Raw genomic sequence first — 25,585 nt, 5'->3', positions numbered from 1 at the left:
GGTGGCCGAGTGGCCGCCGCTCACCCGGCCCTGGTCAGGGCCTCCGCCTCGTACTCCAGCGCCAGTTCCTCCGGCATCCGGTCGAGGTCGGAGGAACGGACGAAGTCACGCAGGGTGGTACCGGTGCACTCCGCGTCCACGTTGCGGGCGCCGCGACGGGTGCGCACGTCGTCGATGTGGACCGTGCGGAAGTCGATGCTGAAGCGGGTCCTGCCCGAGGTGTTGGGCACCGTGGAGTGCAGCTGGGCGCCGGAGAACACCATGACGCCCCCCGGCTCCGGCACCACCCGCACCTGCGGGTCGAGCACGACGGTCTCCTCGGGGCGGGGCTGGTCCCTGGTGTCGCCGCGCACGTGCTGGGCCGCGGTGAGCCGGCTGGTCCTGTTCCACTCCGCGTAGTCGTAGCGGGCGCTGCCGTTGCGCACCGGGCTGCCGAAGTACTGGGGATGGAAGGCCATCACGTTCTCCGGGACCACCTCGTAGACGGGGATCCACCAGTTGAGCTGGTTGAACGGGGCCGAGTACCAGCAGTCGCGGTGCGGGTGGAAGGCGTAGGAGATGCCTGAGGTGAGGTAGTCGTGGGAGGTGGAGGTGCGCAGCCGGGGCACGTCGAAGTAGGTGCGGTCCAGGTCGCAGCCCAGCTCCGCGAGCACCGCGGGCAGCAGTTCCTTGCACCGGGGGTGATGGATGAACCGGGGCTTGAGCCGGGCGAGCAGGTCGGCGAACTCCTCGACCGGCATGTCGAACTGGGCGGTCTCCGGGTCGCGCTCGCCGAACGCCTCGGCGATCAGCTCCCTGGCGAAGGCGGCCAGCTGGGCGGAGGCGGGCGTCGCCGAGTAGACGAAGACCTGCCCCTGGTAGAGCTGCTCCCTGCGCGTGTCGTCGTTCACCGCGCTGTTGGAGAAGACTGTCGTCACGGGGTTCTCCTTTCTGGAATCACTGGTCTTGGGTCGAAGGACATCTCTCACCGCCCACCGGGGACGAGCCCCGAGGCGATGAGCGCGAGCCTGCGGCCCCGGCGGGCCGCGGTGAGCCGCTGGCGGCGCGCGTACATGCCGAGGACGGCCGCGCGGGCACGGCGACGCTGGTCGGCGGTGAGATCGGCCTCCCGCAGCCAGCGGAACAGCTCCCCGCACTGCAGGACGCTGGAGCAGCGGGCCCGCCAGGGCGGCACGTCGAGGCGGCGGGCGATCGCCGACAGGGTGTCGTGCTTCCAGTTGCGGTGGGCGAGGACCTCGGGGACGTGCCCCCACGGTCCGGCCAGCGCGAGCTTCGCCGCGAACACCTCGTCCTCGCGCAGCATGTTGCGCCGCGGGATCCTCGCCAGGGGGTCGCGCCGCAGCGTGCCGTACAGCGGGTCGATGAGCAGGTGGCTCTCGTTGAGCAGCCGCAGCATCTCGGCGAACCGCTCGACCGGGTCGTCCGAGGCCAGGCCGGAGCGGTCGAGGGGGGCGGTGGCGACGGTCCCGTCGGGTCCGGTGTAGGCGACCTGCGTGGTGACCAGGACGAGCCGGTCGTCCTCCGCGAACGCCTGGAGGGACCGGGAGACGCACGCGGGCTCCAGCCGGTCGTCGTCGCCGACCCAGCGGAAGAACGTGCCCGCGACCAGTTCGGTGGTACGGACGAAGTTGTCGAACAGGCCCACGTTCTCCGGGTGCCTGCGGTAGACGATCCGGCGGTCGGTCGCGGCCAGGTCGCGGCAGATCTCCTCGGTGCCGTCCGTGGACGCGTTGTCGGAGATCACCAGCTGGAGGCGCTCGTGGTCCTGGCCGAGCACCGAGCGGATCGCGCCCTCGATCCGCCCGGCCCCGTTGCGCACGGGAAGCACGACGGACACCAGCGTGTCGGAGTTCTCCATCCGGTCTCTCCTCTCGTGGATCTCGTGGATCTCGTGGATCTCGTGGAACTCGTGGAACTCGTAGGTCTCGCGGAGCTTGCGGGTCTGGCGGATCTGGCGGGTCTTGTGGGTCTTGTGGGCGGTCAGCGGGCGCGGGCGGGGACCACCCGCGCGCCGAGCTGTCTGAGCCGCGCCGCGGGTACGGCGATCAGGAGGTACGCGAGCAGTCCCCCGCCACCGGCCACGCAGAGCTGGACGAGCGCGGAGCCCGCGGTCGCCCCGCCCGTCCCCTGACCCGTCAGGCCGCTCGTCAGGCCGGCGAGCGTGACCGTGACGACCGTCGCGACCGCGGCCCCCAGGAGTGGGCGGACGAGGGCGGGCAGGACGGGTGCCAGGCGCACGCCCGCGCGGCTCAGCACCAGGGCCGCCACCGGCAGGGCGACCAGGACACCGGCCAGCGCGTGCCCGATCGCCGCGCCGCGGATGCCGTACCAGTGCGTGCCCGCCCACAGCGCGGGCACCAGCGCCACGGCCCAGCCGAGGTTCATCCACACGGTGGCCCTGGTGGCGCCCGCCGAGGTGAGGATGTCGAAGGCGAGGGAGGTGAGCATCCGCACGACCATCAGGACCGCGAGCAGTGCCAGGACCCCGGCGGCCGGAGCCCACTTCTCGCCGTAGAGGAACGCCACGATCGCCGGGGCCAGCGTGGCCGTCACCACGGCGACCGGCAGGACGAACGCGACCAGCAACGGCACCGAGCGCTGCACCCCCAGCGACAGCGCCTGGGACCGCTGCTCGGCCAGCCGCGAGAAACTGGGCACGGTGACGTACCGCAGGGCGGTGCCGATCACGCTGGGCACCCAGCTGGAGACGTTGAACGCCAGCAGGTAGAAGCCGAGGGCGACGGGGCCGAGCACGGCGCCGACGATGACGTAGTCGGCGTTCATCAGCACCGCCTCGATGCCGAGCCCCAGGGCCAGCGGCGCCCCGAACCGCAGGAGCCTGACCGCCACCTCCCGGTCGAAGCCGAGGCGGAACGGCAGCCCGGCCCAGGCGAGCACCAGCGCGCCGGTGACCGTGTTGGCCGCCACCTGCCCGACGGCGAAGCTGTAGGCGCCCGCGCCGTTCGCGGCGAGCGTGACGGCCACCCCCGCATTGACCAGCGAACCCGCGATGTTGGCCTTGGTCAGCCTGTCGTGCCCGAACCCGCGCATCAGCGAGCCCGCCCGCACGGCGGTGACGCCGTCGATGAGGATGACCGCGGTGAGCAGCCGGACCACCGGGGTGGCCTCCGCGCTGCCCGCCAGCTCCGCGAAGTACGGGGCCACCACCCAGAAGATCCCGTACATCCCGGTGCTGAACGCCACGGCCATGACCGTCGCCGTCGGCGCCATGTCCTCGACCCTGCCCCGCCACTGCACGGTGGCGGCGATGATGCCGACGTCGTTGACGTGCATGACGAAGGTGGTCGCGGCGAGCGCGATGGCGTAGAGGCCGAAGTCCTCCGGCACGAGCAGCCGGGCGAGCACCAGTCCCATGACGAAGGTGGTCGCCTTCGTCCCCAGGTTGCCCAGGAGACTCCAGCGCAGCCCGCGACCGGCCTTCCTGCCGATCGTCCCGACCTGCTCCCCGGCCGTGCCGACGCCGCCGGTGTCATCGGCGCCACCGGACCCACCTGCCCCGCCGGCCGGGCCGGCCGGGCCGACCTCAGCGGCCGTGCCGGTCTCGCCGCCCGTCTCGTGGGACGGCCCGCTCACCTGGGCTCCTCGACGCGTTCGAGCCAGATCTCCCGCCAGAACGGGACGAACTCGCGCGGGCAGCTGACGTTGTACGCGCCCGCGCAGACGACGCCCTCCAGGACGATGCAGGGGTTCTTCATCCGCAGCATCCGGCCGGTCTTCTCGTCCAGGCACCTCTCGACGCGGGCGCTCACCCGCGCGACGTGGCCGCAGTAGCGCGACATCTCCTCCTCGAACCCCATGCCGCGGTTGAGCAGGCCGTCGTTGAGCGTCTTGAGGATCTCCTCCTTGGACTTGACCCTGACGAGCTCTCCCGGCCGCAGGTCCAGGGTGAGCGTCGGGGTGGTGGGCCCGGCCTCGCCCCTGACGAACCCCCAGCGCAGTCCGCCCCTGATCCACAGCCACCTGGGCAGGACGCGCCTGCTGGCCTGCTGGAAGCGGTTGAACAGCCCGACGAGGAACGAGCGCAGCATCCAGGTCACGCCCACGTTCCCGGTGCGCACGTCGGCGACGTACTGCCCGACGTCCTTGAACGGCAGGCAGGTGGGCGCGGCGCGCAGCAGCTCGGTCGCCTGGCAGGAGAAGCGTTCCTCCCCGTCGGGGCCCGGCTCCTTCCTGGTGGCGGCCTGCAGGATCGGCAGCAACGGCCTGCCCTCGGCGAGACCGGCGGCTGTGACAGGAGAAGGAGGGGAGGCCGGGTCCACCCGCTTGAGCCAGGACTCCTTCCAGTAGAACTGGCAGGCCGTCTGGCAGCCGCCGTGCGCCTGCCCGTCGCAGCGGGCCCCGGTCAGGTGGACGGCGCGTTCCATCCGCCGCATGCCGCTGCTGCTGATCGTGTCGCAGAGCTTGTGCGCCACCTTGTGCACCGTGAGCCGCCGCCCGCAGAAGGCCAGCATCTCCGGCATGAAGGGCAGCTCGTCCAGCTCCCCCCTCTCGTCCAGCGTGGCCATGATCTCGGCCTCGCTGCGCACCTCCACCGTCTCGCCGACCCGGAGGTCGAGCGCCCCGCCCGCCCTGGAGCCCGCCCGGGAGCCCGTCACGACCTGGAACCGCGTCACAGCGAACACTCCTTGAGAAGTCCCGAACCGCGAAGGGCCCGTGCCGCCTCCGCCACGGCACGGAAGGGAAGATCGGACCGTTCCGCGATGTCCAGGAGGCTGTGCCTCCCGTCGGAGAGGTTCAGCACCCACAACATCGCCATCTGGGCCTCCCTCGTGTCGCTGCGCCCGCCCAGCGACCCGTACAGGCCCCGCCTGCCCAGCTGCGGTTCCCCGTACGGGCTGAGGTTGAGGTAGGCGCGGTTGTCCTCCAGCACCCGGGTGACCTCCCAGCAGGTCTCCAGGGTGTCGGCCATCGCCTCGGGGGAGACGAAGTCCGGGTCGTCGGCGGAGGTGTGATACTCCGGGTAGCCCGCGTACGGGGTCCTGGTGAGCGAGCCGACGGGCAGGTCGAAGCCGGGCGAGCAGAACTGCCGCTCGTCGTAGCCGTACGGGGAGAAGTCCACGACCGTGTGGGGGCGCCCCGAGCTCCGCAGGACGTGCCGCACCGCCCTGTCGATCTCGGCGTCGCCCCGCCTGCTGCGTTTGTAAGTCAGCGGGCCGCGGTCCCCCGCGCAGGCCAGCACCAGGCCGTGCCTGATCCGCCCGGCGCGCTCCCGGTTGCGGGCCAGCCAGGTGATCGCGCCGATGGTGCCCGGCGCGAACAGGAAGCGGTAGGTGTACCACGGGTCGGCCCCGGCCAGCCGCCGCGCGAGCCGGACCGCCACCGCGACGCCCGCCAGGTTGTCGTTGGCCAGCGAGGGGTGGCACACGTGGCAGGAGACGAGCACCTCCTCGGCGACCCTGCCGGGCACCACGTGCTCGCCGTAGGTCAGGTGCCCGTCGGCGAGCGTCGAGTCGATCATGACCTCGTACGGCCCGTCCTCCAGGCCCTCCAGGGTGTCGTGGGCCAGGCAGAAGCCCCACGTCTCCGCGTAGTAGCTCGTGCGGTACGGGACCAGGTCGGGCTGCTCGGGAAGCGTGTGCAGGTGCCCGCGCAGCTCGTCCAGGGTCATGGTGGCCGACACCGGGACGCTGTAGCCGACCACGTGCAGGTTCGACGCGGCGAAGTCGACGACCCTGGCCCCCGAGGCGTCCTTGATGTACGCGTCGCGGATGTTCCACTCCCTGGGGACCGTCCAGTCGAGGACCTGGGTGCCCGTCGGCACCTCCCGGACCTGCAGGCGGAGGGACTCCCCGACGATCTCCAGGGTGCGGCGCACGCCGTCGCCGGTGATGCTCCTGCAGAGCGGGTAGAGCCGCTCCACGAGGTCCCGCATCTCGCGCGCCTCGTCACCGCTCCCCGCTCCCGGCGCCTCGCCGCCGTCTCCCGGCCCCGGTGCCTCGCCACCGCTCCCCGCCTCTGACGCCTCGCCGCCGTTCACCGCGCCCGGCGCCTCGTCACCGTTCACCGCCTCCGGCGCCTCGCCGCCGGTGTCACCCGTCACCGCGCACCGCCCCGCGTGGCCGCAGCGCCCCGTCGACGGTTCCGGCCTCGCGACGGGCCGACAGCCACGCCAGCCTGGTGAAGTGGCGCCGGAAGCCGTCCTCGGTCAGGCCGAACCGCCCGTACGCCTCGGCCAGCTCGACCGCGCCCGCCTTCACCGTCCACAGCGCCCGGTAGCCGGGGAGCGCGTCCCGGATCCGGGAGAAGTCGACCCGGTAGGAGCGCGGGTCGGCCCCGGTCTCCCCGGTGATCACGACCCGGGAGCCGGGCACCGCCTCGGCGACCTCGGCGGCGATCTCCGCCACCGTCACGTTGTTCTCCTCGGTGCCGACGTTGAAGGCCCTGGCGTGGACGGCGTCGCGCGGGGCGGCCAGCGCCATGGCGAAGGCGTTCGCGATGTCGGCGGCGTGCACCAGCGGGCGCCACGGGGTGCCGTCGGACAGCACCCTGACCTCGCCGGACAGGAGCGCGTGGCCGACGAGGTTGTTCAGCACGATGTCCGCGCGCAGCCTGGGCGAGAACCCGAACGCGGTGGCGTTGCGCAGGAACACCGGGCTGAAGTCGTCGTCGGCCAGCTTGAGCAGGTCGTTCTCCACCCGGACCTTGGAGTCGGCGTACGGGGTGACCGGGCGCAGCGGCGCGTCCTCGTCGACCAGGTCCGAGCCGGAGGCGCCGTAGACCGAGCAGGTGGAGGCGTACAGGAACCGGCGCACGCCCGCGTCGCGGGCCAGCCGGGCCAGCCGCACCGAGGCGCGGTGGTTGATGTCGTAGGTCAGCTCGGGCGCCAGCGCGCCCAGCGGGTCGTTGGACAGGGCGGCGAGGTGCACCACCGCGTCCACCCCCGCCAGGACCTCGGGCGTGACGTCCCTCAGGTCGACGGCGTGTCCGGGCGGGTCGTCGGGCGCGGGGCCCAGGACGCGTCCGGCGAAGAGCCCGGAGTCGAGCCCGGTCACCTCGTGGCCCGCGGCGGCGAGCACCGGGGCCATCACACTCCCCAGGTAGCCCTGGTGCCCGGTCAGCAGCACGCGCATCCGGTTCAGCCTCCAGCCAGGTCGAAGATCAGCTTGTTGACGTGGAACGCCTCGGCGTAGCGGGCGTGGCACTCGATCCCGCGGATGCGGGCCAGCCCCAGGAACGCCTCGCGGTCGAACCAGGAGCGGTGACGCTGGGAGGGGTAGTGGCGGTGCAGCAGGCCCGCCTTCGCCTCGGCCACCTCGGGCGTGAGCGGCTGGTAGGCCGAGGGCCGCCCGAGGTCGCCGTCCCACTTGGCGATCTCGTAGCCGAGCACCTGGTGGTCGCGGAAGGCCGTGGGCACCAGCCTGGCCAGGCCCCGGTGGTCCTGGTGGGCGTCGGCGGGGTTCGGCGCGAGCAGCAGGTCGGGGTCGGTGCGCGCCCGCAGCTCCTCCACCGCCTCCTTCGCCTCCTCCCAGCGCGCGGGCAGCCGCCCGTCGGGCAGTTTGAGCACGGTGAGCCGCAGGTCGGCGCCGGGACAGAACGCGGCCAGCGCGGCGCGCTCCTCGTCCTCCCGCTCGGTCCCGCCGCCGGAGAGCACCAGGGCGTCCACCTGGACGCCGGGGCGCGCGGAGCAGAGGGTGAGCAGGCTGCCGCCCGCCCCGATGGCGAGGTCGTCGCAGTGCGCGGCGAGCAGCGCGATCCGGCCCATCCTGGCCGGCCGGAACCTGATCACGTGACCGTCACCGCCGCAGGCTCGTACCCGGGCGCCCGGCCGTGTCCGGGGACCGGCGCGTGCTCGCGCTCCCACAGCGCCCAGGGGCGGTCGCCGCGCGAGTAGGCCTCGTCGAGGGCCACCCGCTCCTTGACCGTGTCGGTCGGCCGCCAGTAGCCGCGGTGCGGGTAGGCGAGCAGCCTGCCGCGCTTGGCCAGCTCGGCGCAGCCGTCCCCGACCAGGTCGCCGCCCTCCGGGATGTGGTCGAAGATCTCCTGGCGGAGCACGAAGTATCCGCCGTTGACCCAGAGCGGCATCTCGCTGACCGGCGTGATCCCGCCGACCGTGCCGCGCTCCCCCAGCTCGATGCAGTGGAAGGTGTCGGCGGGCGGCACCACCATCATCGACGCGCCCGCGCCCGACCGGGTGAAGCGGTCGACGATCTCCGGCAGCGGCGCGTCGGTGAGCACGTCGGCGTAGTTGGCCAGGAACATCTCCTCGCCGTCCAGGTGGTCGCGGACCCGGCGCAGCCGCTCGCCGATCGGCGACGCGATCCCGGTCTGCACGAACGAGATCGACCACTCGGAGATGTCGGTGGACAGCAGCTCGACCCTGCCCCCGCGCAGGACGAAGTCGTTGGACGTCGTCTCCTGGTAGTTCAGGAAGAAGTCCTTGATGTGGTGCGCGCCGTACCCCAGGCAGAGGACGAACTCGGTGTGCCCGAAGTGCGCGTAGTAGCGCATCACATGCCAGATGAGCGGCCGGGGCCCCACGAGCTGCATGGGCTTGGGCACGTCACCGGGGGTGCCGGCGCGCATCCTGGTGCCGTATCCGCCGCAGAAGAGGACGACCTTCACGGGTTCACCTCGACGATCTCCAGGTTGGGGATGGGGAAGACCAGCCGGCCTCCCCAGGCGTGCACGAAGGACAGCTGGCCGACGAGTTCCTCGCGGAGGTTCCACGGCAGGACCAGCACGTAGTCGGGCCGCTCCTCGGCGAGCCGCTCGGGCGGCAGGATCGGCACGCGCGTGCCGGGGGTGAACCTGCCGTGCTTGTACGGGTTGCGGTCGACGGTGAAGGGGAGCAGGTCGGGCCGGATGCCGCAGTGGTTGAGCAGGGTGTTGCCCTTGCCCGGCGCCCCGTAGCCCGCGACGGTCCTGCCCTCGCGGGCGGCGTCGAGCAGGAAGCCCAGCAGGTCCCGCCGCACCCGCGCCACCCGCTCGCCGAACTCGGCGTACCCGGACAGCTCGTGCAGGCCGGCCGCCTTCTCCGCGGCGAGCAGCGCGGCCACCCGCTCGCCCGGCTCGCCGAGCTTGCCGAGCTCGCCGATGGCCTCCAGCGGCCTGGCCCACAGCCGGATCGAGCCCCCGTGCGTGGGCAGCGACTCGACGTCCACGAGGGCGAGCCCGCCGGTGGCCAGGGCGCGCTGGGCGGAGGCGACCGTGTAGTACTGGAAGTGCTCGTGGTAGATCGTGTCGTACTGGTTGTGCTCCATCAGGGTGAGCAGGTGCTGGACCTCGATGGAGACCCAGCCGTCGTCGGCCACCAGGGCGCGCAGCCCCCGGGTGAACCCGATGACGTCCGGGATGTGGGCGTAGACGTTGTTGGCCACCACCAGGTCGGCGGGCCCGTGCTCCGCGCGCACCGAGGCGCCGGTCTCCGGGTCGAGGAACGCCGTGAGGGTCGTCACCCCGGCCTCCCTGGCCGCCCGGCCGACGTTCTCCGACGGCTCGATCCCCAGGCACCGGATGCCCCGCTCGACGACGTGCCGCAGCAGGTACCCGTCGTTGCTGGCCACCTCGACCACGAACGACCCGGCCCCCAGCCCGAGCCGGTCGGCCGCCCCGCGCACGAACTCCCGCGCGTGCTCCACCCACGAGGTGGAGTACGAGGAGAAGTAGGCGTACTCGGTGAAGGTCTCCTCCGGCGTGATCATCGGCGGGATCTGCGCCAGCCAGCAGCCGGTGCAGACCCGCAGGTGCAGCGGGTAGGTGACCTCGGGCTCCTCCAGCTGCCGCTCGGTGAGGAACCGCTCGCAGGGCGGTGTCGCCCCGAGGTCGACGACGCTGGCGAGGCTCGTCGAGCCGCACAGCCTGCAGGTTGTCATGGATGCGCTCCCTCGCCGCGTGACGCGGTCCGACGGTTCTCCGATTTGGTCGTTCTCATGTCCGGCCACCGGCTTCCGCCGGTCTCGTCCCCGCTAGCCCGCCGCGAGCACACGGGACTCCCTCAGCGCCTCTCGCCAGTGCCGCATCGGCGGCAGCCCGGCCGCGCGCCGGCCGTCGTGCCCCAGCACGCTGTACGCGGGCCGGGACGCGGGGCGCGGGAAGTCCTTGGAGGAGACCTCGGTCACCCGGGCGGGATCGGCGCCCAGCAGCGTGAAGACCTCCCTGGCCAGGCCGTACCAGCTCGTGTGGCCCGAGTTGGTGGCGTGGTGGACGCCGGGCGGCGCCCCGCTCCCGGCCAGGTCGACGATCCTGGCGGCCAGGTCCCCTGCCCAGGTGGGCTGGCCGAACTGGTCGCCGACGACGTCGGGGGCAGCCCCCTCCCTCTCCAGGCGGGCCATCGTGCGGACGAAGTTGTGGCCGGTCGCGGCGTACAGCCAGGCGGTGCGCACCACGTAGCCGCCGCGCGGCAGTACCTCCAGCACGGCGCGCTCGCCCGCCAGCTTGGTCCTGCCGTACGCGTTGACCGGGCAGGGCCGCGCGTCCTCGGGGTAGGGGTCCAGCGCGGTGCCGTCGAAGACGTAGTCGCTGGAGGGCTGGATCATCCGCGCGCCGGCGCGCCCGCACGCCTCGGCGAGCGCGCGCACCCCGGTGCCGTTGACCGCGAGCGCCTCGTCCTCCCGCGTCTCCGCCTCGTCGACGGCGTTCCACGCGGCGCAGTTCACCACGACGTCGGGGCCGTGGGAGGTGACCAGGCGGCGCACGGCGGAGGTGTCGCGAAGGTCCAGCTCCTGCCTGCCGAACGCGAGGACGGGCCGCCCCTCGGCGCGCAGGCGGGCCGTCAGCTCGGTCCCGAGCATGCCGGAGGCACCGATGATCATCCAGCGGGTCATCCGGTCCTCCCTCCCCGCCGCCCGCCCGCCGCACCGGCCGGGCCCCCCTCGTTCACCGTGTTCACCGTGTTCACCGCGCTCGCCGGACCGGACGAGCCGGCCGAGCCCCCCGCGCCCGCCGCGCCTGGCGGGCTCGCTCCGCCCGGCGGCGGGCCGTCACCCGCCTTCTCCACGGCGACCTCCCACCAGCCGGGGTTGTCCTGGTACCAGCGGACCGTCTCCGCCAGGCCCTGCTCGAACGACACGGACGGCCGGTAGCCGAGCGCGCGGAGCCGGGAGTCGTCCAGGGAGTAACGGCGGTCGTGCCCCTTGCGATCGGGGACGCGCTCGACCATGTCCCACCCGGCGCCGCAGGCCTCCAGGAGCCGGGCGGTGAGCTCGAGGTTGCTCAGCTCCGCCGTACCGCCGATGTGGTAGACCTCCCCGCACTCGCCGCGCTCGGCGACGAGGCGGATGCCCGCGCAGTGGTCGTCGACGTGGACCCAGTCGCGGACGTTGCCGCCGTCGCCGTAGAGCGGGACCCTGCGACCTCGCAGGAGGTGGGTGACGAAGCGCGGGATCAGCTTCTCCGGATGCTGGCGAGGACCGTAGTTGTTGCCGCAGCGCGTGATGGAGACCGGCAGGCCGTGGGTGACCGCGTACGCCTGGGCGACCATGTCTCCGCTCGCCTTGGCCGCGGAGTAGGGCGAGCGCGGGCTGAGCGGCGAGCGCTCGTCCCAGGAACCGCTCTCGATCGACCCGTACACCTCGTCGGTCGAGACCTGCACCACCCGCGGGGTGCCCGCGTCCAGGCAGGCCTGCATCAGCGCCTGCGTGCCGAGGACGTTGGTCCGTACGAAGTCGGCGGCACCGTCGATCGACCGGTCGACGTGGGACTCGGCGGCGAAGTTGACGACGAGGTCGTGCCCGGGGACCAGGCCGGCCAGGAGCTCGCCGTCGCAGACGTCGCCGTACACGAAGTCGTGGGGCGTCCCCTCCAGGTTGGCCGGGTTTCCCGCGTAGGTGAGCTTGTCGAGGACCGTCACGGCGGCCCCGCTCGCGGCGAGCACGCGGGCGAAGTGGGAGCCGATGAATCCGGCGCCCCCGGTGACCAGGACCTTCGACGGGGTTGGGGTCGCCCCCCTGTCGGCTGCTGTCATGAACTTATCTGGACCTTGCTGTGATCGCCCAGCACGAGACGGTGGGCTCTGGGGGTGGTGGGGGCGGGGGTGACCTCGACGTCGTGGCCGATGAGGGACGCCTCGATCCGCGAGACTCCGGCGATCGACGATCTGGGCAGGACGATCGAGTACTCGATCTCGCTGCCGCTGATCGCGCAGCCTGCCGCGATCGAGGTGAAGGGGCCGATGTAGCTGTCCCGGATCCGGGTGCCGGAGCCGATGATCGCGGGCCCGACGACGCGGGACCGCTCGATCGTGGCGCCCTTCTCGACGACCACCCGGCCGATCAGCTGGCTGGCGTCGTCGACCAGGCCGTCCACCCGGGGCTCCAGGGACTCCAGCACCAGCCGGTTGACCTCCAGCATGTCGGTGACGTTGCCGGTGTCCTTCCAGTAGCCGGAGATGACGGAGGACTCGACCCGCCGCCCGTCGGCGATCAGCCAGTGGACGGCGTCGGTGATCTCCAGTTCTCCTCGCCACGAGGGCTTGAGCTCGGCCACCGCCTCGTGGATCGCGGCGGTGAACAGGTAGACGCCGACCAGGGCGAGGTCGCTCTTGGGGACGGGCGGCTTCTCCTCCAGCCCGATCACCCGGCCGGTGGCGTCGAGTTCGGCGACCCCGAACTGCCGGGGGTCCCCGACCCTGGTGAGCATGATGTGGGCGGCGGGCCGCTCGCGGGTGAAGCGTTCGACGACGTCGTCGATGCCGCCGACGATGAAGTTGTCGCCGAGATACATGACGAAGTCGTCGTCGCCGAGGTAGTCGCGGGCGACGAGCACCGCGTGGGCCAGGCCCAGCGGCGCCCGCTGGCGGATGTAGGTGACCTCCAGGCCGAACGCGCGGCCGTCGCCGACGGCCGCCTCGATCTCGGCGTGCGTGTCGCCCACGACGATCCCGATCTCGCGGACGCCCGCGGCGGCGATGTCCTCCAGCCCGTAGAAGAGGATGGGCTTGTTGGCGACGGGCACGAGTTGCTTGGCGGAGGTGTGGGTGATCGGCCGCAGCCGGGTGCCCGACCCTCCGGCGAGCACGAGTGCTTTCACTAGTAGGCCCCTTCTCCGCCGGTCACGGCGCTCCAGGTCTTCCAGAGGATCTGCAGGTCCAAAAAGAGCGACCAGTTCTCGACGTATCGGAGATCCAGGCGGACCGACTCCTCCCAGGTCAGGTCCGAGCGCCCGCTGACCTGCCACAGGCCGGTCATGCCGGGTTTCACGACCAGGCGGCGGCGCACGTCCGCGCCGTACTGCCTGACCTCGTCGGGGAGGGGTGGTCGCGGGCCGACGAGGGACATCTCCCCGCGCAGCACGTTGAGGAGCTGGGGCAGCTCGTCGACGGAGTATCGGCGCAGGAAGGCGCCCACGCGGGTGATCCTTGGATCGTTCCTAATCTTGAACAGGACGCCGTCGAACTCGTTATCCCGCTCCAGGTCGATCTTGAGCTGCTCCGCGTCGACCACCATCGTGCGAAATTTCACGACGTGGAACTCCACGCCCCCCTTACCCACCCTGACCTGGCGGAAGAGGGCGGGTCCCGGGCTCGTCGCGCGGATCAGCGCGGCGATCACCAGCATCGGCGCGCCCAGCGCCAGGAGGGCCAGGCCCGCCCCCGTCCGGTCGAACAGGCTCTTCGCCAGCCGCCGGGCGCCGCGGAAGTCGGGGTGCTCGACGTGCAGGAGCGGCATGCCGGCGACCGGGCTGATGCTGATGCGCGGACCGGCCACGTCCATGAGGGCGGGCGCCACGAACAGGTCGGTACGGGCGTCCTCCAGGCCCCAGGCGAGCCTGCGCAGCGCAGCGCCGTCCAGTTCCGGGCAGGCCAGAACGGCGACGGCGTCGGCGTTGACCTCGGCCACCACCGCGGGGACGTCGGAGAAGCCGCCGAGGACCGGAACCCCGTCGACCTCCACCAGGTCGGGGCCCGCGGGCAGGCACGCGGCGACGACGGTCATGCCGTGGTGCGGCTGCCTGCGCAGCTGCATCACCAGGTCGAGCACCGACTCCCGGTGGCCGACGGCGACCATGTGGCGCATGTAGTCGCCGCGCGAACGCCTGCGGTGCAGCCGCTTGCGCATCCGGTAACGGAAGAAGAGGGTGAGGGCGAAAGCGAGCGGGAACATCGCCATGACAAAGCTGCGGGCGATCGGAGTTTGCGTGATGTACGCGCCGATCGCGACCGCCGCCGTCAGGCCGGCGGCGCCATTGAAAACGGCCCTGAATTCATCCGTCCCCTCACCGTGCGTGCGCTTGCGATAGGCACCCCCCGACGCCAGGGCCAGCGGCCAGATCAGGGCGAGGCCCAGCCCGAGCAGGGCCTCCGCCGGGGGGATGAAGGCGCCGAACCACAGCCGGATCCCCAGAACGGTCTCGCAGGCGACCACGGAACACGCGACGTCTCCGGCAAGCAGAATACGGACATAAGAGCGCGTCCAAATGCTTGGAGCAGTGCGCGCAGGACCTTTGAGAAGCCCGAGGACGAGCTCCTCGGTTTCCACTCTCATACCACCCCGTCCCACCCAAGATGCCTGAACGCGACCGGCTGAGGGCCGTGCGCCTCATTCAATGGTTGACAGCATTCCCTTATGCATCAGGAGCGTGGATACCCAGGGAAATCCTAGTGATCACCAATGAGTAGGGGAATACCGGGTACTGTCCACTATTGGCCGAAGTACGGCAGAGATGGCATCTTGACGGAACGATCCAAACGTGTAAGTTTGACCGCCGTATTTGGAAATAATTAGAAATTAGTCGTATTCAAAATCCGGCAGAGCCGAAGGCGGTTCGGGACTGCGCCACACGACGACGTAATCGTCGCGCGCGGACTCCACCGCCGCACCGAGCCGGTCGAGATCGAAATCCGGGAGATACCGGAGACGGGCGAGGAAGGTCGCGTCGGTCGCCGAGTTGGGCACCACGCACCCCTGGCCCTGCCGATCGAGAAGGATGTACAGGATGTCCGAGTCCGTGTCGCCCACTACCCGCACCTCGACGACGTCCTCCCACGCGAGGGCGTCAACGCTGCCGTCCGCGTAGTGACGGGTCACGCCTTCTTCGGTGACATATACGTAGGAGTCCGGCACTGAGTTGCCGTGCATGGCCGCGATTGTGACGACTTCAGGGCTCCGCGTGCAATAGAGCCATGCAAGTCGGTGCCTAATGATCGCCCCAGCTGTGATCGAGGTGCGCGGCGACCGCCTCCCTGGCGGCCTCCCCGGGGCCCCGGCCGATCGCGTCGAGCAGGTCCCGGTGCTCGGCGACCAGCACGTGCCGGTCGGAGTAGACCGCGCGCAGCCTGACCAGGCCGAGCCTGGTCTCGGCGGCCAGCATGCCGTAGAGCCGCTCCAGGCGGGGGCTGCCCACCGCGACGACCAGCGCCTGGTGCAGGGCCATGTGCTCGGCCACCATCTCCGACCAGGGGGCGTCGGCGGGCAGCGCGGCCATCCGCGCCAGCGCCGCGTCGGCCTCCCCGACCCGCCGCCCCGCCAGCGAGGTGGCCGTCAGTTCCTCCAGCGGGCGCCGGACGAACATCAGGTCGTCCAGGTCGGCCGCGGTCACCTCGGCCACCTGGGCGCTGCGGTGGCGCTCGCGCCTGAGCAACCCCTCGTGCACGAGCACGGCGAGCGCCTCGCGGACGGTGGGGCGAGCCACCCCGTACAGGGTCGAGAGCTCCTGCTCCGGCAGCGTGGTGCCCGGCGGGATCTCGCCGGACAGCACCCGCCGGCGCAGGGCGTCGGCGAGCGCGCCGACGGCGGAGACGGGATGAAGCGGGAGGGTCACGCCGACGACTTTATTGCCCTCCGGTCCCGGCTTCCCTGATGGACGCGCTCGGGCAGGGAGACCGCGACCAGGCTGGCACCGAGCAGGACGAGCCCGGTGACCGAGGCGGGCGCGAGCCGCTCGCCGAGCACGACGACGCCGAGCAGGGCCGCCACCGCGGGCTCGGCCAGCGCGAGGGTGGCGGCGGTCGCGACCGGGGTCGTGCGCAGCCCTCTGCCGTACAGGAAGTAGGCCAGCGCGGTGGTGGCGCAGCCCAGGTAGAGGGCGGTGAGCAGGCCGCGCGGCTCGGCCAGCCAGCCGGTGCCCGTCCACAGCAGGACGGGCGCCATGACGACGGCGGCCCCGCCGAACATCAGCCCCATCACCGCGTCGGAGGGCGCCCCCGCGCCGATCGCCCGCGCCGCTGTGACCGCGTAGAACGCGTACAGCAGGCCGCCGAGCAGCGCGAGCAGGACACCGTCGGCCCGCACCTCGCCTCCCCCGCCGGTGAGCACGGCACAGCCGGCGATCGCCACCGCGGTCGCCCCCGCCCAGCGGCGGCCGGGCCACGCGCGGTCGAACAGCCAGGACAGCAGCCCGGTGAAGACGGGACCGCTGCCGATGGCGACCACGGTGCCGACGGCCACCCCGGTCCTGCCGACCGCGGCGAAGTAGCACAGCTGGTACGCGGCCACGGCCACCGCCGCCACCGCGAGCGGGCCCAGGCGCGTCCCGAGGCCGCGCCCCCGCTCCCGTTCCGGTCCTCCGGGAGAGCCCGTGAGGGAGCCCCCGGGGGAGCCCGTGGGGGAGCCTCCGGGCAGGAGCAGGAACCGCGCCGCGGGAGCGGTGACGACCGCGAGGACCAGTCCGCCGATCACCAGGCGGGCGGAGGCCAGGGAGACGGGATCGACCCCGCTGACGAGCAGGCCCGCGGTTCCCGCGGTCCCCCAGAGCACGGCGGCTCCGATCACAGCGATTTTCATGGGTCGATTGTAGGCAGATTGTATGACAACTAGACAATGACATAAGGAGTGCCCGGCCGGGACAGAGCGACGAAGACACGCCCGGCATCTCGTTTTCGCAGGTGGGCGCGCGGGTAGTTCGGCGAGGTGAGATGTCCGAGAGGCAGCGCGAACCAGCAGGTCAGGGGGCACGGCCGATGGTGATCCAGGGTGTCGCCCGCGAGAACGACCGCATGGGCGCCCGTGGCGTGCCCATCGCCGGCGGCCGGAGGCGAGGATGACCACGGTTTCCAGGGGAACGTTTCGCGAGGGGGCGGCCCGCGAGGTCGAGTCCATGATCGGATCTGCCACGCCGCACCGGCTGGACGGGGTGAAGATCACCACTTCGGCCGAGGCGATGGACGCGATCGCCGAGGCCCTCGACCTGCCCGACCGTTTCGGGCACAACCTCGACGCGCTCTACGACGTGCTGACCGACCTGTCGTGGTTGCCGCCGGGCGAGCACCTGCTGATCTGGTCGGAGCCGTCGACGCTCCGGGCCGGGGACCGGCCGGCCTACGACGCGATCCGCACCGTTCTCGCCGAGGCGGTCGCCGACGGCGCGACCGGAGGGTCCTTCCTGTCCGTCCTGATCCTGACCGACTGAGCCGTCGCCACGCAGTGGGCGCAGAAGACGCCGTTCCTGCCCTCGGGACAGCTGCAGTGCCAGTGGAGGGTTCCGTCGACGAGCCGGAACTCGACACACGCGGCGCCGTCGTCGACCTCGGCGGTCACCCGCGGCGGGCCGAACCGGACCAGCTGCACCGCCCCCGCCCTCGCCAGCTCGCCGCCACGGACCAGCGCCGCCTGGTCGGCGCGCTCGGCCTCGGTTCCGATCAGGTCCGCGATCTTCTGCATCGTCGACCCCCCTTCTCTCTAAGAGACGCACGCGAGGAGCCGACGGTTCCGAACGGACAGATCGCGATAAATAGTCTCAATATGGCTCACGTGCACGTCTGGTCCCACGTGACCCACATTGCTATGTTTGGCCATTGTTAACCACGCATCTCAAGGTGTGCGAGGTATTATGGCCAGCCGAAAATACTCAATCAGGGTAAAGATTTTTACCTTACTCCTGGTACCTATTATATCCCTTGTAGTGATTTGGGTATTTGCGGCCAACATCACGGTCCAAGATGGGCAGGAGTTACTCAAGATCCGTGGCGGTTACGAGCAGGTGGTCGTGCCCACCAGGAAGGTGACCACGGCGCTCCAGCACGAGCGGATGCTGTCGCTGTCCGTCCTGGGAGACGTCGGCGTCTCGCGGAGGGAACTGGACGCCCAGCGCCTGCGGACGAACGGCGCCAGAGCCGAGCTGGAACGGCTGACCACCGCGGCCCGCCCCGACATCACCCCCGCCACCTGGGGACGCCTGAGCCGGCTCCTCGCCTCGCTGGACCGGCTCACCGAGATCCGCAGCGGGGTCGACACCCGTACCGAGACCCGGCTGCGGACCCTCGACGCCTACAGCGGGATCATCGCGGCCGCCTTCGACGCCTACGAGAAGATCCGGATATCCGCCGACGTCGAACTGAGCGATCAGACGCGAGCCGTCGTCATGGTCGGGCGCAGCCGCGAGATGCTCAGCCAGCAGGCCGCGCTGATGTCCGGAGCCGTCGTCGAGGGGGCGATGAGCCCCGCGGAGCGCGCGAGGTTCGGCCAGCTGGTCACCGGCCGCAGGCTCCTGTACTCCCTGGGCTTCGACCAGCTCGACGCCGAGTTCCAGTCCCTTTACACCCCTCTGCGCGACTCCTCCGGCTACTCCTCGTTCGAGAGGATCGAGGACGCCGTCTCCGCCTCGGCCGTCCCCGAGCCCTCCTGGGCCGGGATCGCCACGCGGCTCTCCGACGACTTCGACAAGCGCGCCGGGGACGTCAGCAGGCGCATCAGCGAGCGGTCCATGTCCCTCGCCGGCGACATCATGGTCCGGATCGGCCTGGCGGCGGGGCTCGGCCTGGTCGCGATCGGGCTGTCCGTCTTCGTCTCGGTACGGTTCGGCCGCAGGCTCGCCGGCGAGCTGGTCGGCCTCCAGCAGGCGGCCCTCGACCTCGCGGACAGGCGGCTGCCGGACGTGGTCCGGCGGCTCCGCCGGGGCGAGGACGTCTGCTCGGAGGCCCCCGAGATCAAGGTCGGCAGCACCGTCGAGGTCACCGGGGTCGCCGAGGCGTTCTCCTCCGTGCAGCGGACCGCGGTCGAGGCGGCCGTCGGCCAGGCCCGGATGCGCAAGGGCGTCAACGAGGTCTTCGTGAACCTGGCCAGGCGCAGCCAGTCCCTGCTGTACCGGCAGCTGGCCATGCTGGAGGCCATGCAGAGGCGGGCCAGCGACCCGGCGACCCTTGAGGACCTCTTCGGCCTGGACCACCTGACCACCCGGATGCGCCGGCACTCCGAGGGCCTGATCATCCTGTCCGGCGCCGCTCCCGGCCGGGGGTGGCGGAACCCGGTCACGATCTACGACGTGGTCCGCGCCGCGGTCGAGGAGGTCGAGGACTACCCGCGCGTGACGATCGGCGTCCCGCACGGCCCGTCCGTGATCGGCGCGGTCGCCACCGACGTGATCCACCTGGTCGCCGAACTGGTCGAGAACGCCGCCATGTTCTCTCCCCCGCACACCTCCGTACGCGTCCACGGCGACCTGGTCGCCAAGGGCTACGCCATCGAGGTCGAGGACAGGGGGCTCGGCATCTCCGCCGAGGAGACGGCGCGGCTCAACGCGCTGCTGGCCGACCCGCCGGAGTTCGACCTGGCCGACAGCGACCGGCTCGGCCTGTTCGTCGTCGCGCGGCTCGCCGCCCGGCACGGCATCCGCGTCTCCCTGCGGCCCTCCCCCTTCGGCGGCACCACGGCGATCGTGATGCTCCCGGGCGAGCTGGTGGTCGAACCGGTCGATCCCCGGTTCACCTACTCGGTCGAGGTCGAACGGGTGCCCCCGGACGGGGGCCTGCCCAAACGGGTGCGCCAGACCGTACCCGCCGAGCGGACCGCCGCCGGAGTCCCGGGCACGGGGACCCGGGAGACCCGCGGGGGCGGGACAGGCGAGGGTGCCGTCCCGAGCGGCGGGTCCGGGACGCTCCGCGACGGACGGCGGCGCGCCTGGCAGGAGGGTGGACCGTGACAGCGGAGCGTTCGCTCGACCGGCCCGACCGGCCCGACCGGCTCGACCGGCCCGACCGGCTCGATCAGGAGGCGGGCCCGATCGTCCGCCCCTACACGGTGACCCGCGGCCGGACCAGGCCCGCGGGAGAGCATTTCGACCTGATGGCCGTGGTGGTGACGGTCAGGACCCCCCGCCGGGAGCTGCAGCCCGAACACCTGTCGATCCTGGACGCCTGCCGCGCGCCGATCCCGGTCGTCGAGCTGGCCGCGCGGACCGGCCTGGCGGTCGGGGTGCTCCGGGTGCTCCTCGGCGACCTGCGCGGCAGCGGCCTGATCACCGTACGGCCCCCCGCGCCCCCGTCGGCGGTTCCCCGCGAGAGCCTGCTCCGCGATCTGCTCGCCGGTCTCAGAACCCTCTGATCCCCCTGCCACTCAGTCGGTGGCCAGGCGGGCGTGCCGCTCCACGTCGTAGCGGACGCCCTGGTGGCTCAGCTTGGCCCGCTCGATTCCCTCGGGCAGGAATCCGGCCCTGGTGGCCACCGCGCAGGAGGCCTCGTTGCCGACCCGGTGCCCCAGCTCCAGACGGAACAGCCCTCGTTCCCCGAACGCCCACTCGGCCATCATCCTGACGGCGGCCACGGCCACGCCCCGCCCCCTGGCGCGCGGGAGCGTCCAGTAGGAGACCCAGCCGGTGCCGTGCGCGTCGATGTTGCTCACCGCGACGTTGCCCACGACCTCGCCGTTGGACACCACGGCGAACGCCCGCGCGTCGTCGCGGAACCCCCAGACCCCCATCCACTCCAGCGCCGCCTGGGCGGTGTCGATGGGCCGGGCCGCCTGCTCCGCCATGTCCGGGGAGCTGAACGCGTCGAGCACGACCGACGTGTCGTCGGGCCGCCATCCGCGCAACTCCACTTCCGTCATCCGTGCAGGGTAACGCCCGGCGACCGGCCCGTGAAGTGCGCCGCCGGACCGCTCACCCTCCCCGGCCGGAGAACGGACCGGACAGCGCCGCCCACTGCAGCAGCATGATGGTCTTCGCGTCGGCGATCTCCCCCGAGGCGATCATGTCCAGGGCCTTCGCGAAGGGCGGTTCCACCGCGACGGCGGACGGAAAGGAGAGACCTCGCCTCAACCCGGGTCGGCGGGAGGCGACGTGTCCGGGGCGGACGGGGACACCGCCGGAGGCTTCGCGTCCGGAGCGGAGGCGGCCACGGCCCGCAGCGACGCGGGGACATCGGGGTCGAGGGAGAACGCGCCCGCGAGGCCGGTGATCGTCAGGATCCGTTCCAGGACCCCGTGGACACCGGCCAGCCGCAGGCAGCCCCCCGCCGCGCCCGCGCGCCGCTGGAGTTCCAGCATGGTCCACAGGCCGGTGGAATCGCAGAATCTCAGGCGGGCGACATCGAGGACGAGGTGGCGCGCCCCGTCGTCCAGCTGCGTGACCATGAGGTCGCGCAGCCGAGGGCTGGACAGCTTGTCCAACTCACCGGCGAGCGCGATCACCGAGGCGCCTTCGTACCTGCGGACCGAGAGATCAAGCCGCGTCGTCATCCTCCACAATCCTTACGCCGGTTGCACCGAGGCTATTTTAAAGATCTTGGTGAGAAGGCGCTCTCCGACCAACCGCAACACGCCCGTAAGCGAATCGCGCCCTGGACATGGGGACCGCCCCGGATCCGGCTCGCGGCTCCCCCGCGGGGAAGGCTCCCACGTCGGGAAATCGTCCACATCGGATCGGAAGTCACAGATAGATCTAGAACCTGCGGGGCACTCAGCAGCTATGAGCGACGATTCGGAGAGCCGCGACTTCACCGTGAAGGGGTTCGGCGACGAACTTTCGGGACGGCCCAAGACCATGGGAGAGATAGCCGTGAATCTGGCGGTCAGCGAATCACTCGCCAATCACGGCCACCACGCGCTGGTCAACGCCCACGAGGCGGCGGCGAGCAGCCACCAGCTCATGGCCGAGGCGGGTGTGGGCGATGTGGACGAGCATCTGGATCTGGCGCGATGGCACCGCTGGTGCGCCATCGTCGAGGATCAACTGGCCGACGAGGCGGACCAACGAACTCCCGCCAGACGGAACAAGCACGACTGAATCCGGCGAGCACACCGGGAAACGGGGACGGGACGTATCTCCGTAGCCCCCGTAGCCCCCGTAGCCCCGTGTAGCCCCCGTGCGGGCGGAAGGCGCGGTCGCGGTGAGGGTGACCGCGCCTTCCGCCCGCGTGGGAACAGTCGTGGGGAAGGTCCGGGGAACGTTCGCGGGAACGTCCGAGGAGATGTTCGCGGAAGGCACGGCGGGGCGAGGTGCCGCGCGGACCACCGGCGCCGGGGCCGGGGCCGCGAAGATCGGCCGTCCCGGCTACGCGGCGTTCCGGTTCACGTCCCGCAGCCACCCGCCATGAGAGGAGCAGACGCCCTGGAGCCCGCCCGACATGCTCACCTCGCCGTCGACGCACATGACCAGGTAGCCCCGCCCGTTGGGGAAGTTCTCGATGCAGGTGAAAACCTGGCAGGCGCCGTCCGCGGGCGGGTACACCTTGGTCCCCGCGGGACAGAACGTGAATCCGTAGGGGTTGGGAGGCGCGCCGCAGAGCGGTCCGGTCGAGGTCACGGAGGGTGTCGGTGAGATGGACGGCGGGAGGGGCGGTGAGGGGGTCGGCGTGAGTGCCGGCGGCACGGGCGTGGCGGTGACCGTCGCGGTGACGGTCGCCGTCGCGGTGGCCGTCACTGTCGCGGTCGCGGTGGTGGTCACGGTGGTGGTCACGGTCTCGGTCACCGTGATCGTGGTGGTCACGGCCGGGGTGGTGGGCCGCACGGTGACGGTCACCCGGGGTGCGGGGGTCGTCCGCGCCGGCGGTGTCGTCACGGAGACGGAGGAGCTGCCGCTCTTCTTGTAGGTGTCGGTGCCGAGATACGTTTCGTGCCAGGCCGTCCGCCCGGCACTCACCGACAGGCCGGTCGTCACCGTCCGGCACTTCTGCTTCACGCAGACACGTTGTTTCACGGAGAACCGCTTGGCGGTTCCGTATCCGTTCGTCACCTGCACCCTGAGGTAGGACTTGCCGCCGACCCTCGTCACGGAGGTCTTGACCACCCGCTTGGCCGGCGTCGCGGGAGCGGCGTTCACCCCGCCGTTCACCAGCGCGGAAGCGCCGCTCGCCCCCTTGCCCTCCTCCAGGAAGCCTCTGATCGCCTCCCTGTCCGCGCTCGCGGTGGGACCTGTGGCGGAGCTCACGGCCGAGGCGGAGAAGGTGTCCCGGACGTCGATGGCCCCCAGCCAGCCGATGACGGCGATCAGGGTGCCAACGGCCGCCACGGACAATATAAAAACTCTCATACCACCACAAATGTCCCGTATGTCAGAATTGCTGTAGATAAATAATTTATCAGCACTTATATCACTTCCCTCCGTTGATTTCAGGCGAACGAGACCGTCCCGACGGCACGCCTTTCATCGCGGGAAGGCGCCCGGCCGGGCACCCGCGAACGGCGCCCGGCGTACGGTCACCTTCGCGGGTGTGACCTGCCGGGCGCCACGACGGGCCTCGCGTCAAGGAAGCAACAACCCCCAGTAGAGGGCCCACGGAACGAACATCGCCCCACCGGCGAGCAGGAGGCCGAGCCGTACCCCCTCCTCCCGCGGCACCGAGGCTCGGGCGCGACGCCAGGCCAGCCCGGTGAGGACCGCCGCGACCACGCAGACCACCGCGCAGGCCTGCAGCACCAGCCAGAGCACCGGGCGCCCCGCCAGCACGGGCCCGGGAGCGGCCAGCTTGCCGCCGGTCATCACCAGGTAGAACAGGTAGAGGAACGATCCGAGGACCGCCGCGAGCCCCGTGGCGCCGAGCAGCCGCGCGGCCCGGGTCACCGGAGGTCGCGACCGGCCGCGAAGGCGCCGCACCAGCGCGATCACCGGGTAGGCGGTGAAGGCGACCAGGATCAGCAGCAGGACCGAGAGCTGGACCGGCGCCGACTCCCACGGGGCGGGAGGATCCACCGGCACGGTCCGCGAGGCCTGCACGGGAGCGGGCCCGGACGTTCCCGCCGCCGGCGGCCTGCCCGCCGTGACGTCGCCGACCCAGGAGCCGACGAGGTCCGCGTAGCCGGGGGCGAGTTCGGGCGACCGGGTGACGCCGCCGTCGGGACTCCGGTGGGCGGCATGGTCCGCACCGGGGAAGAAGCGGAACGTGTAGTGCTTGTTGCCCCCCTTCTCCAGCGCCCTGGCGAAGATCGGCGGGCTCTCCTCGGGCGGGGTCAGCAGGTCGTGGGTGCCCCAGATGCCGAGCACCGGCTGGCGTACCGCGGCGATCGTCGGCTCGGGGTCGTAGTACGGCTCGGGGAACATGCCGCCGTCGGCGATCGTCCGGTACAGGTTGAACTCGGCCCGGTCGATCAGCGATCCCGAGACCCCCGCCTTGCGCAGCCCGGCCGCCACGGCCCAGGTCTGCTGCCGCAGCGGCGGCAGCCCGTTGGCGCCCACGAGCACGACGAAGGCGATGTCGCTCGACCGCGCCGCCGCGATGGGGACCACCCAGCCGCCCTCGCTGAGCCCCCACATGCCGACCTTCGCCGGGTCGACGCCCGGCTGGGAGCGGAGCACGGCCAGGGCGGCGAGCGCGTCGGCGGCGAGCAACGAGTAGGACCGTTCGAAGAGCGAGTAGCCCACCGACCGCTTGTCGTAGATCAGCACGGACATTCCCTGACGGGCGAACGCGACGGCCTCGCCCATCAGTTTCTCGCGGGGCGTGCCGGTGCCCGCGCCGTGCACCAGGACCATGCCGGGACGCGTGGATCCCGCGCCGGTGGGCGAGACGACCGTGCCGCGCATGGGGAGGTCCCCGCCACCGCGGAAACCCACCTCCGTCGCCGCGAGGTCGGGCGGGACGCCGGGGAGTGCGGCGCTCGCCGGGGCCGTGGTGGTGAAAGCCGCGGCCGGGGTGGCAAGGGCCGGGGCGGTGGCGGGAGCCGCGGACGTGGCGGCGGCGGTCGCCGGAACCGCGAGCAGGCAGAGGGCGGTGGTGGCGACCATCGCCCGGAGTCCCGAGGAGACCGGGGGGATTCTTCTCATGTACCGAAGCTACTCTGCAGAGAGTTCTCGGCAAAGCTTTGTCTGCAGATATCGTTCTGCAGGACTAGGCTGCTCCTCATGAAGGATGACGAGCCGTTCCTGCTCGACGACCCCGGGAAGCTCAAGGCGCTCGCCCACCCCATGCGGCGGCTCATGCTGCGCCATCTCAACGTGCACGGTCCCGCGACCTCCACCACGCTCGGCGAGCTGCTCGGCGCGAAGACCGGCACGACGAGCTACCACCTGCGCCAGCTGGAGAAGTACGGCTTCATCGAGGAGGTCCCCGAGCGCTCGACCGGCAGGGAGCGCTGGTGGCGCAAGGCCAGAGGACCGCGTGACCTGCGGCTTCCCAGGCCCGAACAGCTCGCCCCCGAAGACCGCCCGGCGCTCGCCGAGTTCCACCGGGTCGGCATGGAGGAGGACCGCGAGCTGATCGAACGGTTCCCCGAGGCCTACCTGCGCGATCCCGAGTGGGCCACCGGATCGCGCGGCCTGGGCCGGATGACCAAGGCCGAGTTCAAGGAGTTCTTCGAGGCCTATGTCGCGCTGCTGATGAAGTACAGCCCCCTGCCCGAGGACGCGTCCCCCGGTGCGCGCCCCATGCACATCCGGCTCTTCGCCATGCCCGCCGACGAGGACTGACGGCGCCCGCCCGGGCCCTGCCGCACAGGGGCCCGGGCCGTTCCCGGCCCGAGCGCGGGCCCGCGGCCGGCGG

At 71.7% G+C, this 25,585-nt stretch carries 27 protein-coding genes; 5 read left to right on the top strand and 22 right to left on the bottom strand.

Going from position 1 to position 25,585, the window contains the following annotated elements; all coding sequences use genetic code 11:
- Positions 1 to 20: 20 nt before the first annotated feature.
- The 16 genes from ACTOQ1_RS16665 to ACTOQ1_RS16590 all read right to left on the bottom strand — a co-directional run bounded on the left by ACTOQ1_RS16665 (position 21) and on the right by ACTOQ1_RS16590 (position 16,679).
- On the bottom strand, positions 21 to 917 hold the full coding sequence (locus ACTOQ1_RS16665) for a hypothetical protein (protein ID WP_440068070.1): 897 nt from the start codon (positions 915 to 917) through the stop codon (positions 21 to 23).
- A gap of 47 nt (positions 918 to 964) precedes the next feature.
- Entirely contained in the window at positions 965 to 1,858 is an 894-nt protein-coding gene (locus ACTOQ1_RS16660; RefSeq protein WP_440068068.1) for a glycosyltransferase family 2 protein, read from the bottom strand.
- A gap of 122 nt (positions 1,859 to 1,980) precedes the next feature.
- Positions 1,981 to 3,594 (bottom strand): lipopolysaccharide biosynthesis protein, encoded by a 1,614-nt coding sequence (locus ACTOQ1_RS16655; RefSeq protein WP_440068066.1) that lies wholly within the window; start codon positions 3,592 to 3,594, stop codon positions 1,981 to 1,983.
- A complete protein-coding gene (locus ACTOQ1_RS16650; protein WP_440068064.1) occupies positions 3,591 to 4,634 on the bottom strand; it encodes a hypothetical protein in 1,044 nt (347 codons plus the stop codon). The genes ACTOQ1_RS16655 and ACTOQ1_RS16650 overlap by 4 nt, the downstream gene beginning before the upstream one ends.
- A complete protein-coding gene (locus tag ACTOQ1_RS16645) occupies positions 4,631 to 6,061 on the bottom strand; it encodes a DUF4910 domain-containing protein (RefSeq protein WP_440068062.1) in 1,431 nt (476 codons plus the stop codon). The genes ACTOQ1_RS16650 and ACTOQ1_RS16645 overlap by 4 nt, the downstream gene beginning before the upstream one ends.
- Positions 6,051 to 7,091 carry an NAD-dependent epimerase/dehydratase family protein gene (locus tag ACTOQ1_RS16640; RefSeq protein ID WP_440068060.1) on the bottom strand — a complete coding sequence of 347 codons (1,041 nt, stop codon included), beginning with the start codon at positions 7,089 to 7,091 and terminating at the stop codon, positions 6,051 to 6,053. Before ACTOQ1_RS16640 ends, ACTOQ1_RS16645 begins: the two co-directional genes overlap by 11 nt.
- A 5-nt stretch (positions 7,092 to 7,096) precedes the next feature.
- Positions 7,097 to 7,747 (bottom strand): PIG-L deacetylase family protein, encoded by a 651-nt coding sequence (locus ACTOQ1_RS16635; protein WP_440068058.1) that lies wholly within the window; start codon positions 7,745 to 7,747, stop codon positions 7,097 to 7,099.
- Positions 7,744 to 8,583 (bottom strand): sugar phosphate nucleotidyltransferase, encoded by an 840-nt coding sequence (locus tag ACTOQ1_RS16630; protein ID WP_440068056.1) that lies wholly within the window; start codon positions 8,581 to 8,583, stop codon positions 7,744 to 7,746. The genes ACTOQ1_RS16635 and ACTOQ1_RS16630 overlap by 4 nt, the downstream gene beginning before the upstream one ends.
- Entirely contained in the window at positions 8,580 to 9,833 is a 1,254-nt protein-coding gene (locus ACTOQ1_RS16625; RefSeq protein WP_440068055.1) for a class I SAM-dependent methyltransferase, read from the bottom strand. Before ACTOQ1_RS16625 ends, ACTOQ1_RS16630 begins: the two co-directional genes overlap by 4 nt.
- A gap of 93 nt (positions 9,834 to 9,926) precedes the next feature.
- A complete protein-coding gene (gene rfbD, locus ACTOQ1_RS16620; protein WP_440068054.1) occupies positions 9,927 to 10,784 on the bottom strand; it encodes a dTDP-4-dehydrorhamnose reductase in 858 nt (285 codons plus the stop codon).
- Complete coding sequence (rfbB, locus tag ACTOQ1_RS16615; RefSeq protein WP_440068053.1) at positions 10,781 to 11,923, bottom strand: dTDP-glucose 4,6-dehydratase; 1,143 nt, start codon at positions 11,921 to 11,923, stop codon at positions 10,781 to 10,783. The genes rfbD and rfbB overlap by 4 nt, the downstream gene beginning before the upstream one ends.
- Positions 11,920 to 12,987 carry a glucose-1-phosphate thymidylyltransferase gene (locus tag ACTOQ1_RS16610; RefSeq protein WP_440068052.1) on the bottom strand — a complete coding sequence of 356 codons (1,068 nt, stop codon included), beginning with the start codon at positions 12,985 to 12,987 and terminating at the stop codon, positions 11,920 to 11,922. The genes rfbB and ACTOQ1_RS16610 overlap by 4 nt, the downstream gene beginning before the upstream one ends.
- Positions 12,987 to 14,441 carry a sugar transferase gene (locus ACTOQ1_RS16605; protein WP_440068050.1) on the bottom strand — a complete coding sequence of 485 codons (1,455 nt, stop codon included), beginning with the start codon at positions 14,439 to 14,441 and terminating at the stop codon, positions 12,987 to 12,989. Before ACTOQ1_RS16605 ends, ACTOQ1_RS16610 begins: the two co-directional genes overlap by 1 nt.
- Positions 14,442 to 14,684: 243 nt before the next feature.
- Positions 14,685 to 15,035 (bottom strand): hypothetical protein, encoded by a 351-nt coding sequence (locus ACTOQ1_RS16600; RefSeq protein ID WP_362690383.1) that lies wholly within the window; start codon positions 15,033 to 15,035, stop codon positions 14,685 to 14,687.
- Positions 15,036 to 15,093: 58 nt separating this feature from the next.
- On the bottom strand, positions 15,094 to 15,717 hold the full coding sequence (locus tag ACTOQ1_RS16595; protein ID WP_440068048.1) for a GntR family transcriptional regulator: 624 nt from the start codon (positions 15,715 to 15,717) through the stop codon (positions 15,094 to 15,096).
- Entirely contained in the window at positions 15,714 to 16,679 is a 966-nt protein-coding gene (locus tag ACTOQ1_RS16590) for a DMT family transporter (protein ID WP_440068047.1), read from the bottom strand. The genes ACTOQ1_RS16595 and ACTOQ1_RS16590 overlap by 4 nt, the downstream gene beginning before the upstream one ends.
- A 256-nt stretch (positions 16,680 to 16,935) precedes the next feature.
- On the opposite strand from ACTOQ1_RS16590, the gene ACTOQ1_RS16585 reads away from it, so the two are divergent.
- Positions 16,936 to 17,304 (top strand): barstar family protein, encoded by a 369-nt coding sequence (locus ACTOQ1_RS16585; RefSeq protein ID WP_440068045.1) that lies wholly within the window; start codon positions 16,936 to 16,938, stop codon positions 17,302 to 17,304.
- On the opposite strand, the gene ACTOQ1_RS16580 is transcribed toward ACTOQ1_RS16585, so the two are convergent.
- On the bottom strand, positions 17,214 to 17,555 hold the full coding sequence (locus ACTOQ1_RS16580) for an SWIM zinc finger family protein (RefSeq protein ID WP_440068043.1): 342 nt from the start codon (positions 17,553 to 17,555) through the stop codon (positions 17,214 to 17,216). The genes ACTOQ1_RS16585 and ACTOQ1_RS16580 overlap by 91 nt on opposite strands.
- A gap of 241 nt (positions 17,556 to 17,796) precedes the next feature.
- Between ACTOQ1_RS16580 and ACTOQ1_RS16575 the strand changes: the two genes are divergently transcribed.
- Positions 17,797 to 19,812, top strand: a complete 2,016-nt coding sequence (locus ACTOQ1_RS16575; protein ID WP_440068042.1) for a sensor histidine kinase — start codon at positions 17,797 to 17,799, stop codon at positions 19,810 to 19,812.
- Positions 19,809 to 20,213: a DUF742 domain-containing protein gene (locus tag ACTOQ1_RS16570; protein WP_440068041.1), complete on the top strand. Its 405-nt coding sequence runs from the start codon at positions 19,809 to 19,811 to the stop codon at positions 20,211 to 20,213. Before ACTOQ1_RS16575 ends, ACTOQ1_RS16570 begins: the two co-directional genes overlap by 4 nt.
- A gap of 12 nt (positions 20,214 to 20,225) precedes the next feature.
- On the opposite strand, the gene ACTOQ1_RS16565 is transcribed toward ACTOQ1_RS16570, so the two are convergent.
- Genes ACTOQ1_RS16565 through ACTOQ1_RS16555 form a run of 3 tightly spaced genes read right to left on the bottom strand, consistent with a single transcriptional unit; the run spans position 20,226 to position 21,347 of the window.
- Entirely contained in the window at positions 20,226 to 20,717 is a 492-nt protein-coding gene (locus ACTOQ1_RS16565) for a GNAT family N-acetyltransferase (protein ID WP_440068040.1), read from the bottom strand.
- A gap of 52 nt (positions 20,718 to 20,769) precedes the next feature.
- Entirely contained in the window at positions 20,770 to 20,892 is a 123-nt protein-coding gene (locus ACTOQ1_RS16560; RefSeq protein WP_440068038.1) for a hypothetical protein, read from the bottom strand.
- A gap of 32 nt (positions 20,893 to 20,924) precedes the next feature.
- Entirely contained in the window at positions 20,925 to 21,347 is a 423-nt protein-coding gene (locus ACTOQ1_RS16555; protein ID WP_440068036.1) for an STAS domain-containing protein, read from the bottom strand.
- Positions 21,348 to 21,576: 229 nt separating this feature from the next.
- Here ACTOQ1_RS16555 and ACTOQ1_RS16550 point away from each other — a divergent pair, with 229 nt between their 5' ends.
- Positions 21,577 to 21,894 (top strand): hypothetical protein, encoded by a 318-nt coding sequence (locus ACTOQ1_RS16550; RefSeq protein ID WP_362690354.1) that lies wholly within the window; start codon positions 21,577 to 21,579, stop codon positions 21,892 to 21,894.
- Between the two features lie 267 nt (positions 21,895 to 22,161).
- Here the strand turns inward: ACTOQ1_RS16550 and ACTOQ1_RS16545 are convergent, their stop codons facing one another.
- Both ACTOQ1_RS16545 and ACTOQ1_RS16540 read right to left on the bottom strand, forming a co-directional pair.
- A complete protein-coding gene (locus ACTOQ1_RS16545) occupies positions 22,162 to 23,118 on the bottom strand; it encodes a hypothetical protein (RefSeq protein ID WP_440068034.1) in 957 nt (318 codons plus the stop codon).
- Positions 23,119 to 23,352: 234 nt separating this feature from the next.
- Positions 23,353 to 24,870, bottom strand: coding sequence for an alpha/beta hydrolase family protein (locus tag ACTOQ1_RS16540; RefSeq protein WP_440068033.1), 1,518 nt, complete (start codon positions 24,868 to 24,870; stop codon positions 23,353 to 23,355).
- Positions 24,871 to 24,948: 78 nt separating this feature from the next.
- On the opposite strand from ACTOQ1_RS16540, the gene ACTOQ1_RS16535 reads away from it, so the two are divergent.
- On the top strand, positions 24,949 to 25,512 hold the full coding sequence (locus ACTOQ1_RS16535) for an ArsR/SmtB family transcription factor (RefSeq protein WP_440068031.1): 564 nt from the start codon (positions 24,949 to 24,951) through the stop codon (positions 25,510 to 25,512).
- Positions 25,513 to 25,585 lie beyond the last annotated feature (73 nt).

Origin of the sequence: Streptosporangium sp. OZ121 (genome assembly GCF_051918885.1) — a bacterium.
Taxonomy (GTDB): Bacteria; Actinomycetota; Actinomycetes; order Streptosporangiales; family Streptosporangiaceae; genus Streptosporangium.
The sequence above is the reverse complement of the archived record's forward strand: the minus strand, read 5'-3'. Positions and strand labels throughout refer to the sequence as shown.